Source organism: Sphingobium sp. WTD-1, from assembly GCF_030128825.1.
GTDB lineage: Bacteria > Pseudomonadota > Alphaproteobacteria > Sphingomonadales > Sphingomonadaceae > Sphingobium.
The window spans coordinates 1,851,775-1,863,787 of the sequence record NZ_CP119127.1 but is presented as its reverse complement, the minus strand read 5'-3'; the positions used below and the strand labels follow the sequence as shown (position 1 = coordinate 1,863,787).

Annotated in this window: 11 protein-coding genes; 8 read left to right on the top strand and 3 right to left on the bottom strand. The window is 66.9% G+C overall.

All coding sequences use genetic code 11. From position 1 onward, the window contains the following. Positions 1–58 precede the first annotated feature (58 nt). A complete protein-coding gene (gene adh / locus N6H05_RS09165; protein ID WP_284114200.1) occupies positions 59–1,579 on the bottom strand; it encodes an aldehyde dehydrogenase in 1,521 nt (506 codons plus the stop codon). A 206-nt stretch (positions 1,580–1,785) separates the two neighbouring features. Between adh and N6H05_RS09160 the strand changes: the two genes are divergently transcribed. Then, positions 1,786–3,138 (top strand): FAD/NAD(P)-binding protein, encoded by a 1,353-nt coding sequence (locus N6H05_RS09160; protein WP_284113575.1) that lies wholly within the window; start codon positions 1,786–1,788, stop codon positions 3,136–3,138. Between the two features lie 99 nt (positions 3,139–3,237). Here N6H05_RS09160 and N6H05_RS09155 read toward each other — a convergent pair whose 3' ends face one another. After that, positions 3,238–4,569: a sensor histidine kinase gene (locus N6H05_RS09155; RefSeq protein WP_284113574.1), complete on the bottom strand. Its 1,332-nt coding sequence runs from the start codon at positions 4,567–4,569 to the stop codon at positions 3,238–3,240. Continuing rightward, positions 4,566–5,312, bottom strand: a complete 747-nt coding sequence (locus N6H05_RS09150) for a response regulator (protein WP_284113573.1) — start codon at positions 5,310–5,312, stop codon at positions 4,566–4,568. Before N6H05_RS09150 ends, N6H05_RS09155 begins: the two co-directional genes overlap by 4 nt. 198 nt (positions 5,313–5,510) lie before the next feature. On the opposite strand from N6H05_RS09150, the gene N6H05_RS09145 reads away from it, so the two are divergent. From N6H05_RS09145 to N6H05_RS09115, 7 genes are read left to right on the top strand one after another with little or no spacing between them, the layout of a single operon-like run. Then, positions 5,511–5,819, top strand: a complete 309-nt coding sequence (locus N6H05_RS09145; protein ID WP_284113572.1) for a high-potential iron-sulfur protein — start codon at positions 5,511–5,513, stop codon at positions 5,817–5,819. Next, complete coding sequence (locus tag N6H05_RS09140) at positions 5,819–6,475, top strand: cytochrome b/b6 domain-containing protein (protein WP_284113571.1); 657 nt, start codon at positions 5,819–5,821, stop codon at positions 6,473–6,475. Before N6H05_RS09145 ends, N6H05_RS09140 begins: the two co-directional genes overlap by 1 nt. A gap of 20 nt (positions 6,476–6,495) precedes the next feature. Next, positions 6,496–6,966, top strand: coding sequence for a c-type cytochrome (locus N6H05_RS09135; RefSeq protein ID WP_284113570.1), 471 nt, complete (start codon positions 6,496–6,498; stop codon positions 6,964–6,966). Further along, entirely contained in the window at positions 6,966–7,757 is a 792-nt protein-coding gene (locus tag N6H05_RS09130) for a COG4315 family predicted lipoprotein (protein ID WP_284113569.1), read from the top strand. Before N6H05_RS09135 ends, N6H05_RS09130 begins: the two co-directional genes overlap by 1 nt. Before the next feature lie 17 nt (positions 7,758–7,774). Then, the gene (locus N6H05_RS09125; protein ID WP_284113568.1) at positions 7,775–8,959 is read left to right on the top strand and encodes a hypothetical protein; all 1,185 of its coding nucleotides are present in this window, start codon (positions 7,775–7,777) and stop codon (positions 8,957–8,959) included. After that, positions 8,956–10,674: a DUF1592 domain-containing protein gene (locus N6H05_RS09120; RefSeq protein ID WP_284113567.1), complete on the top strand. Its 1,719-nt coding sequence runs from the start codon at positions 8,956–8,958 to the stop codon at positions 10,672–10,674. The genes N6H05_RS09125 and N6H05_RS09120 overlap by 4 nt, the downstream gene beginning before the upstream one ends. Further along, positions 10,671–12,011 (top strand): DUF1552 domain-containing protein, encoded by a 1,341-nt coding sequence (locus tag N6H05_RS09115; RefSeq protein ID WP_284113566.1) that lies wholly within the window; start codon positions 10,671–10,673, stop codon positions 12,009–12,011. Before N6H05_RS09120 ends, N6H05_RS09115 begins: the two co-directional genes overlap by 4 nt. Positions 12,012–12,013 lie beyond the last annotated feature (2 nt).

Here is a 12,013-nt window from a genome sequence, read left to right as displayed (position 1 = left end):
CGCCAAAGGTGCGGAGCGCCAAGAAAGGAGAGAGAAGGGGCGCTCCGCTGTGGATCCGTCAGAAGAAGCCCAACGCCTTGGGGCTGTAGCTGACCAGCAGATTCTTGGTCTGCTGATAATGGTCGAGCATCATCTTGTGATTTTCGCGACCGATGCCCGACTGCTTGTAGCCGCCAAAGGCCGCATGGGCCGGATAGGCGTGGTAGCAGTTGGTCCAGACGCGACCGGCCTGGATGCCCCGGCCCATGCGATAGGCACGGGCGCCGTCGCGGGTCCACACGCCTGCGCCCAGGCCGTAGAGCGTGTCATTGGCGATGGCGAGCGCCTCCGCTTCATCCTTGAAGGTGGTGACGGCCAGCACCGGGCCGAAAATCTCCTCCTGGAAGATGCGCATCCTGTTATGGCCCTTGAGCACGGTGGGCGTCACATAGAAGCCCTCAGCCAGTTCGCCGTCATGGGTGGCGCGATCGCCGCCGGTCAGCACTTGCGCCCCCTCTTCCTTGCCGATCGCGATGTAGGAGAGGATCTTTTCGAGCTGGTCGTTCGACGCCTGGGCGCCGATCATCGTCGAGGGATCGAGCGGGCTGCCCTGCTTGATCGCCTTTACCCGCGCGATCGCCCGTTCGATGAACTTCTCGTAGATCGATTCCTGGATCAGCGCACGGCTGGGGCAGGTGCAGACCTCACCCTGGTTGAGCGCGAACATGGCGAAGCCTTCGAGGCATTTGTCGAAATAATCATCATCCGCATCCATCACATCCTCGAAGAAGATGTTGGGCGACTTGCCGCCCAGTTCCAGCGTGACGGGAATCAGGTTTTCCGACGCATATTGCATGATCAGCCGGCCGGTCGTGGTCTCGCCGGTGAAAGCGATCTTGCTGATCCGCTTGTTCGATGCCAGCGGCTTGCCCGCCTCCACGCCGAAGCCGTTGACGACGTTGAGCACGCCGGGCGGCAACAGATCGCCGATCACTTCGAGCAGCACCAGGATCGACATCGGCGTCTGCTCGGCGGGCTTGAGCACGATGCAGTTGCCGGCGGCGAGCGCGGGCGCCAGCTTCCACACCGCCATCAGGATTGGGAAGTTCCAGGGGATGATCTGACCGACGACGCCCAGCGGCTCGTGGAAATGATAGGCGATGGTGTCATGGTCGATCTCGCTGATCGAACCTTCCTGGGCGCGGGCGCAGCCGGCGAAATAGCGGAAATGATCGATCGCGAGCGGAATGTCGGCATGGGTGGTCTCGCGGATCGGCTTGCCATTGTCGATCGTCTCGGCGAGCGCGATGAGGTCGAGATTGGCCTCCATGCGATCGGCCATCTTGAGCAGGATGTTCGACCGCTCGGTCGACGACATCTTGCCCCAGGCGTCCTTGGCGGCATGGGCGGCGTCAAGCGCGGCCTCGATATCCTCCGCCGTGCCGCGCGCGACCTGGCACACGACCTGGCCGGTGACCGGCGAGATATTGTCGAAATATTGCCCCTTGGCCGGTGCCGTCCACTGGCCGCCGATATAATTGTCGTAGCGGTCGCGGATCAGGGTCTGGCCGGCGAATTTATCCAGCGCCTGTTGCAGCATCATCTTGTCTCCTGGGTCGATTTTGTGATCGTCTTTCCGCCGCAGAAGAACGCAAAGCAGGGTGTAGGTGCAATTGGACCTTCGGTCGGATCGCCCCGTCTGCGGGATGAGGCGGGCATAAGGCGCGACCTGTGCCGGCCCCTCGACAGCGACCCGACGGACTGCTCTATCTGACAGCCCCTGCCCTGCCCGGAGAGATGTCCCCCATGTTCCACGTTTCCCACCTGGTCATCGTCGGTGGCGGGTTCAGCGGCACGCTGCTGGCGATCAACCTGCTGCGCTACGGGACGATGCGGGTGACATTGGTCGAGCGGCGGCCGGAACGGCTGGGCAAGGGCGTCGCGTTCGGCAGCGCCCTGCCCGACCATATGCTCAACGTCCGCGCCGGCAACATGAGCGCCTTTCCCGACCAACCGGGCCATTTCGCGCAATGGCTGGCGGAAACGAGCGGCGGGTCGGATGCCAGCTTCGCGACGCGCGCGACCTATGGCCGCTATCTGTCCGCGCTGCTGGACAAGACCCGCGCCGAGGCGGGCGACCGGCTGGACGTGATCGATGACGCGGCGGTCGACATCCGCATGACCGGCGATGGCTGTGTCGTCGAACTGGCGTCGGGTCAGATGCTGACGGCCGACGCGGTGGCGCTGGCGCCGGGCAATCTGCCGCCGCATGACCTGCCGCCATTCCGGGACAAGACGCCCCCGCTCTATGTGTCCGAGCCCTGGGGCGCGGACATTGCCGAGGGGCTGACGCCGAGCGACAAGATACTGCTGCTGGGCACGGGCCTGACCGCGGTGGACTGCGCGCAGACGCTGGACAGCGCCGGCTTTCGCGGATCGATCCTGGCGCTGTCGCGGCGCGGGCTGGTGCCGCACAGCCATGCGCCGGCCACGCCCTTCCCTGCCCTGCGCGAACGGCCGGCCGCCCATTGCGCCGGGCTGGTCCGCACCATCCGCCAGCGGGCCGATGCGGTCGGCTGGCGCCGCGCGGTCGATGAACTGCGCCCCTTCACCCAGGATATATGGCGGGCCACCTCCCCGGTCGAACGGGCGCGCTTCCTGCGCCACGCCCGGCCCTATTGGGACGTGCATCGCCACCGCATCGCGCCGCAGGTGGCCGAACGGATCGCCGCGATGCAGGCGAGCGGGCGGCTGCGGATCGCGGCGGGCCGGATCATCGGCGCGCAGGACGCCGGCGAGGGACTGATCGTGCAATGGCGGCCGCGCGGCAGCGAACAGGTGCAGGATATCCGGGTGGCGCGGGTGGTCAATTGCACCGGGCCGCTGGCCGATCTGGGCCGGGCCGACGATGTGCTGCTGCGCCGGCTGGCGGATCGCGGCGCGATCCGGCCCGATGCGCTGGCGATCGGCATCGACACCAACCGGCAGGGCCATGCCATCGCGCGCGACGGCAGCGCGCAGGAGCGGTTGCTAGTGGTCGGGCCGATGACGCGCGGCGCCCATTGGGAAATCGTCGCCGTGCCCGATATCCGCCGCCATAGCTGGGACATGGCGCGCGCGCTGACCGGCGCGCAATGGGTGGAGGCGGAAGGGCTTTAGAGCAAATTCCGATCCGACTGCGTCAGATCGGTTGCTCTAAGTTTTTGGTTTAACGCGTTTTCCTGGTCATCAGGTGATTCCACCTGATTAGAAAACGCTCTAAACCGGCAGCTCGACCTGCGCGCGCAGCCCACCATCGGGCGCGCGCGCCAGCAGCACCCGGCCCTGATGCGCCTGCGCCGCCGACTGGACGATCGACAGGCCGAGGCCCACGCCGCCGGTGCTGCGGTTGCGGGAAGGTTCGCCGCGATAGAAGGGCTCGAAGGCGCGGGCGATATCGGCCTGTTCCATGCCCGGCCCGTCATCCTCGATCGTGACGATCGCCCGCCCCTCGTCGCGCATCACCCGCACCCGCGCGCGGTCGCCATATTTGATCGCATTGTCGATCAGGTTGGTGAACAGCCGCTTGAGCAGGATCATGTCACCCGCGATGATGACAGGCTCCGCGCCCGTCAGGGTCACGTCACGGCCCATGTCAGCAAAATCATCGACCAGCCCCTCGACCAGCAGGCCAAGGTCGAGCGGCTCCTTGAGGCGGGGGCGGTTTTCATTGTCGACGAAATCCAGCGTCGTGCCGATCAGCGCCTCCATCTGGCGGATTTCCTCCTCGGCCGCGATCCGCACCGGCGCGGGCGCGGCGGTGAGGTGGAAATGGAGGCGCGACAGCGGCGTGCGCAGATCATGGGCGATCGCCCCGACGACCGAGGTTCGCTCGCGCACATAGCGGGCGATGCGCGCCTGCATCTCGTTGATCGATTGCGCCGCCAGCCGGATCTCGCTCGGCCCGTCGAGCGGGATCGGCTGTTCCTCCTGCCCTGCCCCCATTCGCTCGGCCGAGGCGGCAAAGGCGCGGATCGGGCGAGTCAGCCGCGCGCTGAACCAGAGGCTGAGCGGCACCACCAGCAGGATGCCGACGAGGAAGGCATATTGACCGAGCAGCCGCCAGAGCGACCGCCCGCCCCGCGCCTCGCGCGTGATCATCCGCCACTGACCATCAGGCTGGCGGATCGCAGCGGTGAAGGTGCCCAGGATGAAGGGATCGGCGAGCCCATCGGGGCCGTAAAGCTGCATCTCCGCTACGAACTGGCCGATCCGCTCACGATCGCCGGGGTCGAGGCGGATGCGCACATTGGCCGCCGGCAGGCTGAGGCGCCGGGCCAGCAGCGCGGCGATCAGCCGATCGGCCGGGTCGGTCGATGCCGGCGGCGCGGCGGCCTGCCGCGCCTCATGCACCACCGGCTCGTCGCGCAGCAGGGGCTGGCCATGGACGATGCGGGCAATCTCATAGACCGAAAGCGGCACCCGTTCGGGCGGAATGAAATAGAGCAGCAGGGTCAGGCTGAAGGCGGTCAGCGTCAGGATCACGACCAGGGCCAGCGCCAGCAGATGGGCGTGGATCGAATTGGCCCAGCGCAGGAAGCCCGCCTTCATCCGCGCTGCACCGGCGCCTGGAAGATATAGCCTTCGGACCGGACGGTGTGGATCAGCTCGCCACGCGCGCGGGTGCCGAGCTTGCGGCGCAAGCGGCTGACCTGGGTGTCGATCGCCCGGTCGAACACATCGGCATCCTCGCCGCGCGCCAGTTCGACCAGCGCGTCGCGGTTCAATATCTGTTGGGGATGTTCGATGAAGGCGAGCAGCAGGGCGAACTCCCCCTCCGACAGGCTGATGATGATGCCGGCCGGATCGCGCAGTACCCGTCGCACCGGATCGAGCTGCCACCCTTCGAAATGATAATGGGCCAGCACCGGCTGGCGGGTGTCGGCGACCGGACGACGGCGGCGCTGCAGCGCGCGGATGCGGGCGAGCAGTTCGCGCGGCGACAGCGGCTTTGGCAGATAATCGTCGGCGCCCATTTCCAGGCCGGTGATCCGGTCGCCCTCCGTCCCCAGCGCCGACACCATGATGATGCCGGCATCCTGCTGCCCCGCGAGCGAGCGGGCGATCGACAGCCCGTCCTCGCCCGGCATCATGACGTCGAGGACGATGATATCGACCGGCTGATGGGCGAGGATGGCGCGCATCGCCGGGCCATCGGCGGCTTCGCTGACGACATAGCCTTCCTGCATCAGGAAAACGCGGACCAGCGCGCGCAGCGACGGATCGTCATCAACGATCAGGATATGCGTGTCGCCCGGCGCGCTGTCGCCTGTCAGCTTCGCTGTCACCCTCATCCCTCCTCTTCCCATTCCGCTTCTTCTAGCCGCCGGCCCGCGCCGGATTTTGTCAGGCCCGACACAAAGGACGGAATAAGCGCCTGCATTCTGCGCCGATTTTGTCGGCGCTGACAAATTAATCCGGCGCCCCCCTGCTAGAAGGAACGCACAAGAGGACCGGAGCAACCGGGCCGGCAGGGAAGAGGAGTGGGCCGCATGGCGGCAAGCGATCATCATGTCCGTCACTGGAGCCGCCGATCGGCGCTGGGCCTGATCGCCTGCGTGCCGCTGGGGCTGGCCAGCATCGCCGAGGCCGCCGAATGTATCGATCCGGCCAGCCTGTCCGCCGCGCAGAAGAGCATGCGCAAGTCGCTGGGCTTTCGCACATCGACCGATGCGGCCAGGCGCTGCGGCCTCTGCGCCTTCTTCACCGCCGCCCAGCCGGGCTGCGGCAAATGCGCGCTGCTGAGCGGCGGCATCGTGCCGGCCGAAGGCGTGTGCGACAGCTGGGCGAAGAAGAGCTAATGGCGAACCCCGCGCGTCAATATGTCTGGGACTTGCCCATCCGCCTGTTCCACTGGGCGCTGGTCGGCCTGATCGGCTTTTCCTGGTGGAGCGCGGAAACCTATCACATGGACTGGCATCGCCTGTCGGGCCAGGCCGTGCTGTTCCTGATCGTTTTTCGCCTGATCTGGGGCCTGATCGGGTCCGGACCGGCGCGCTTTGCCCAGTTCCTGCGCGGACCGCGGGCGATCCTCGCCTATCTGACCGGCCGCGCGCCCGCGGCGCCGGGCCATAATCCGCTGGGCGGCTGGAGCGTGGTGGCGATGCTGCTGGCGCTGGCGGTGCAGGTCGGCACTGGCCTGTTCGCGGTCGATATCGACGGCATCGAATCCGGGCCGCTGTCGCATCTGGTCGATTTCGATCAGGGCCGGCTCGCCTCCGACATCCACGGCATCAGCTTCACCATCCTGCAGGTGCTGATCGGCCTGCATGTCGCGGCGGTGCTGTTCTACCTGCTGGTACGACGGCGCAACCTGATCGGGCCGATGGTCAGCGGCCGGACGAAAGTGACCGGCGAGCCGGTGGCGGTGCGGCGCGCGTCGCCTGTCGCCTTCGCCGTCGCCATCCTGCTGGCGGGCACCCTCGCCTGGTGGGTCTTTGCCGATCCGATGCTGTGACAGACATGAAAGGGACGAGGATGAGGATGCACGATACAGCGCGGATGAAGCGGCCGGCCGCGATGCTGGCGCTGCTCTGCGCGGCACCGCTGGCGGCGGCACCCGGCGATATCGTCGCCACCCGGATCGCGGGCTTCCGCGAGGTCGGCGCGGCGTTCAAGAATATCAATGACGAGCTGAAATCGGCCACGCCGCAAACCTATGTGATCCAGATTTCGGCGCGGCAGATCCGCGACTATGCCCGCCAGCAACAGGGCTGGTTCCCGGCCGGCAGCGGTCCGAAGCCCGGCGTCAAGACGGCGGCCAAGCCGGAAATCTGGAGCCAGCCAGCCGCATTCAAGGCGGCGCAGGACGGCTTCACCACGCAGGCCAACAGCTTTGCCACCGTCGCGGCGAGCGGCGATGTGGCGAAGATGCGGGTTGCGGCCAAGACGCTGGGGCAGAGCTGTGGCACCTGCCACCGCAGCTTCCGCGTTGAGGAGAAGCGCTGATGTGGCGCCGGGCGGCCGCGATCCTGTGGCTGGTGCAGCCGGCTGCGCTCTGGGCGCAGGCCGCCGACCTACCGCCGGAGGCGGCGAGCGGCGAGCCACTGCCGGCCGGTGTCAGCGTCCGCAAGGTCGGTGACCAAAGCGTCTATGTCGATGCCCATGGCCGCACCCTCTATGGCATGGATATGCGCGCCGTGACCGGGCGGATCGGACATCAGCCGCTCTGGTGTTCGGGCGATTGCCTGACCCAATGGACGCCGCTGGCCGCGCCCGCCAAGGCGGAGATCGTGCCTGCCCCGCCCGAGTTCGGCGGCGATCGCAAGGCGCCCCGGCTGAAGCAGGATGGCCCCGACTGGATCGTGATGCAGGGACCGAGCGGGCCGCAATGGGTCTATAAACGGGTCAATCTGGTCTTCACCCATGCCGGCGAGCGGCCCGGCACGATCGGCCATGAGGGCGAGGACGGGCTGGTCTGGAACAGCCTGAAATATGTGCCGGCCGCGCCCAAGATCGACGCGCCGGCCGATGTGACGGCGCGGCTGGTGGACGGGCGCTATCTGCTGGTCGATGGCCAGGGCAATTTGCTGGTGACGCATAAGGGCAAAGCCTGTGGCACGGCCTGCGCCGACTGGCGCGTCTTCCCGGCGGGCATGGCGCGGCGGGGCATGGGCGCCTGGACCGTCCGGCCCGATGGCGACCGCGCCCAATGGGCCTATCGCGACCGGCCGGTCTTCACAATCGCGGGCGACGACCCGGCGGATATTCCCGCCGAGGCCGAACCGCTGATCCCATGATATTTCGCAAGGAAAGGATGATCGTGCAGAATCATCGCACACTGGTCCTGCTGCTGGCCGCGCTGCCGCTCGCGGCGTCGGCCTCCGCGCAGGGCGATGCGCCCGCGAAACCGGCCGCACCCGCAGCGCTGCCCGCACCGCCCGCCAATGGCGAGATGGGCTTCGTCGTCAGTCATTTCGCGCCGGCCATCTATCAGGGGAAGGAGGATTGCCCCCAGGGCCTGGCCGCGACCCTGCGCGAAAATTACCTGCAGACCCAGCCGGTCGGCGAGCGGACGCGGTTGCTGGAAAAGGCGAACGAGAAGGAACTGACCACGCGCTGGACCGGCTATGCCTTTGGTCCCGACAATATCAATATCTGCACTCATCCCGACAAGTTCGACCGACCGCCCCAGCGCATGGTGCAGGGCAAGGTCGCGCAGGGGCTGAACCTGGACGATGACGCGGACGGCGCGGCGGCGGACGACACCTGCGGCCATGCCAATTTCACCGGGCCTGCGGGCGAACCGGGCGTCGACAACCAGATGTGGCGGGCAATGGGCTGCGTGCGGACCTGGCGCGGGGTCGACGGCACGGGCGGCGACATCGTCAAGGGCCTGACCCAGTTTCTGGTGAGCGGCGAACATAGCCAGCTGCTGCTGCTGACCGGCGTCGACAGTCTGGAAAATGATCCCGACGTGACGGTGATCTACGCCAATACCGAAGATCGGGCGGTGGTGGATTCACGCCAGAATTTCATCCCCGGCGCCAGCTACAGCGTCACCGCCAATGCCGATCATCGCAATGTGCTGAAAGGTCGGATCGTCAACGGCGTGCTGACCACCGAGCCGGCCCATATCAAGCTGAAGCAGAATTGGGGTCAGGGGTCGGAACGCGACATTCGTGGCCGCCGCAACGAATATGATTTCACCCGGGCGCGGCTGCGCTTCACCTTCCAGCCGGACGGATCGATCAAGGGCATCGTCGGCGGCTATCAGCCGATCTGGAACGTGATGGCCAGCGCCTCGGTCGGTGGCGAGGGCGCGGCGACTACGGCGGGCTATGACTGCGCCGCCATGTATGCGGCATTGAAGGCGATGGCCGATGGCGATCGCGATCCGGCGACCGGCCAGTGCCGCCGCATTTCCAGCGGCATGGAGGCCTGGGCCGTGCCCGCCTTCGTCACCGACCGCCTGCCCCAGGCCAAGGTGGCGCAGCGATGAGCCGACCGTTTCGCCATAGGGCGCGCTGGGCGTTGCTCGCCGGGCTGATGCTGAGCGCCTGCACGGTCGAGAAGGCACCGCAGACCGCCGCCACGCCCGACGCCAGCTTCGCGCCCTTGAAGACGCCGCTGGGCCAGGTGGCGGGGATGCGCCGCCTGACCGAAGCGCAATATCGCAATAGCATCGCCGATATCTTCGGCGCGGACATCAAGGTGGCAGGCCGGTTCGAGCCGATCGTGCGGCCGGTGCATGAGCTGATCGCGACCGGCGCCAGCGCATCGACCATCTCACCCGCCGGACTGGAGCAGTTCGATGCGATGGCGCGCAATATCGCCGCGCAGGTGTTTGCGCCGGATCGCCGCGCCCAGTTCATGCCCTGCGCCCCGCGCGACGCGGCCGCGCCCGACGCCGATTGCGCCGCACGGACGCTGATGCCGATCGGCCGCTACCTGTTTCGCCGGCCGATGACTCAGGAGGAGATCGGCGCCTTCGTCATGATGGCCGGCAAGGGCGCTGGCGATGGCCAGGGCTTCTATGACGGGATGCAGCTGGCGCTCGCCGCCATGCTGGTATCGCCACAATTCCTCTACATCATCGAGAGCGCAGAGCCCGACCCCGAAGCGCCCGGCAGCCTGCGGCTCGACAACCATGCCCGCGCCGCGCGGTTGAGCTACCTGCTGTGGAACACGACGCCCAATGAGGCGCTGCTGCGCGCGGCCGACGAGGGCAAGCTCACCGATCCCGCGCAGCTCGCAGCGATCGCGCAGAAAATGGTCCGTTCGTCCCGGCTGGAGGATGGCGTGCGCGCCTTCTTCGCCGACATGCTGTTGTTCGAGAAGTTCGACGAAATGGCCAAGGACCAGATCGTCTATCCCCGCTTCAACCCCGATGTCGCGTCGGCCCTGTCCGAACAGATGCTGCGCATGATCGTCGACCAGTTGGTGACGCGACAGGGCGACTATCGCGACCTGTTCACCACCCGGCGGACCTTCATCAACCGGGCGCTGGGGCCGCTCTATCAGGCCAAGGTCTCCAGCATGCAGGGCTGGGTGCCCTATGAATTTGCCGATGGCGACGATCGCGCCGGGCTGCTGGGCCAGGCCGGCTTCCTGGCGCTCTATTCTCATTCGGGGCGCAGTTCGCCGACCCTGCGCGGCCGGGCGATCCGCGAACTGCTGCTGTGCCAGCCGGTGCCCAATCCGCCCGGCAACGTCAATTTCACCGCCGTACAGGATGTCGGCAACAAGGCGATGCCGACCGCGCGCATTCGCCTGAACGCCCATAATAGCGATCCGGTCTGTGCCGCCTGCCATAAGATCACCGACCCGCTGGGCCTGCCGCTGGAGCGGTTCGACGGCATCGGCGCCTTCCGCCGGACCGAGAATGACGCGCCGATCGATACCGCCGGCGTGTTCGAGGGCACCGCCTTCAAGGGCAATGTCGGCCTGGGCCAGGCGCTGGCGGCGAGCAAATCGACCACCGAATGCGTTGCCGGCCGCGCCTTCCAATATGCGACCGGCCGGATGCCGCAGGATGAGGAAGCGACTGCGATGGCGCTGGAACAGGGCTTCGCCGCCGACGGCTACCGCATCCAGGCGCTGTTCCTGCGGGTCGCGACCATGGCCGATGCCTATCGCGTCAGCACGCCGCCGCTGGCGAAACCCCAGGTCGCGATGATGACCAGCCCGCATATCCGCGAAGGAGACCGCCCATGAGCTTCACCCTCGATCGCCGCACCGCGCTGCGCGGCATGGTCAACGGCATGGCCGTGGCCGTCGGCCTGCCGCTGCTCGACATCTTCCTCGACGGCAACGGCACCGCCATGGCGGCGACCGGCGCGCCGATGCCGATCCGTTTCGGCACCTGGTTCTGGGGGCTGGGCGTCAATCCGCCGCGCTGGTTCCCCAGCGCCGCCGGCAAAGATTATGAGCTGAAGGTCGAACTGGCCTCGATCGAGGCGCTCAAGCACAAGGTCAATATCCTGGGCGACTTCACCCTGCCGCTCGACGGCAAGCCCAACCTGCCGCACATCAGCGGCGGCATCGGCATCCGCACCGGCATGGCGATCGATTCCGACCGGGGCCTGCCGGGGCCGTCCTTCGACGTGTCGATCGGCGATGTGATCGGCACCCGCACCCGCTTCCGCTCGATCGAACTGTCGGCAACCGGCGATCCGCGCAATTCGCTGTCCGGGCGCGGCAATGGCAATCTCAACCCGGCGGAAGTGTCGCCCGCCGCCCTGTATACAAGGCTGTTCGGCGCGGGCTTCCATGATCCCAACAGCGCGACCTTCACCCCCGATCCGGCGGTGATGGCGCGGCGCAGTGTCCTATCCGGCGTGTCCGACCAGCGCCAGGCGCTGGAGGCGCGGCTGGGCGCGGCCGACAGGCAGCGTCTCGACCAATATTTCACCTCGCTGCGGCAGCTGGAAAACCAGCTTGACGTGCAACTGACCAAGCCGGCGCCGATGCAGGCCTGTATCGTGCCGCCCAAGGTGCCCGACCTGCCGGTCAACGCCGAGATCGAGAATGTCATGCGCAATCACGAGATCATGACCGATCTGCTGGTGATGGCGATGGCGTGCGACAATGTCCGGCTGTTCAACATGAACTTCAACAATGGCGCGTCGTCGCTGACGCGCGTGGGCAGCACCATCACCCATCATCAGCTGACCCATGAGGAGGTGCTGGACAACCGGTTGGGCTATCAGCCCGAAGTCACCTTCTATGTCGACAAGTGCATGGAGGCCTGGACCTATTTCATCAAGGCGATGGACGCGGTGAAGGAGGGCGACCGCACCCTGCTGGATAACAGCCTGGTCTTTGCCCATAGCGAGACCGAGTTCGCCAAATTCCACACGATCGACAATATCCCGATGATGACGGCGGGGTCGGCCGGCGGACGCATCCATACCGGCCAATATATCACCGGCGACGGATCGCCGGTCAGCCGCGTCGGCCTGACCCTGCAACAGGCGATGGGCGTGCCGGTCGACCGCTGGGGCACAGGCAGTCTGGAGACGAACAAGATCATCCCCGGACTGATAATTTGATC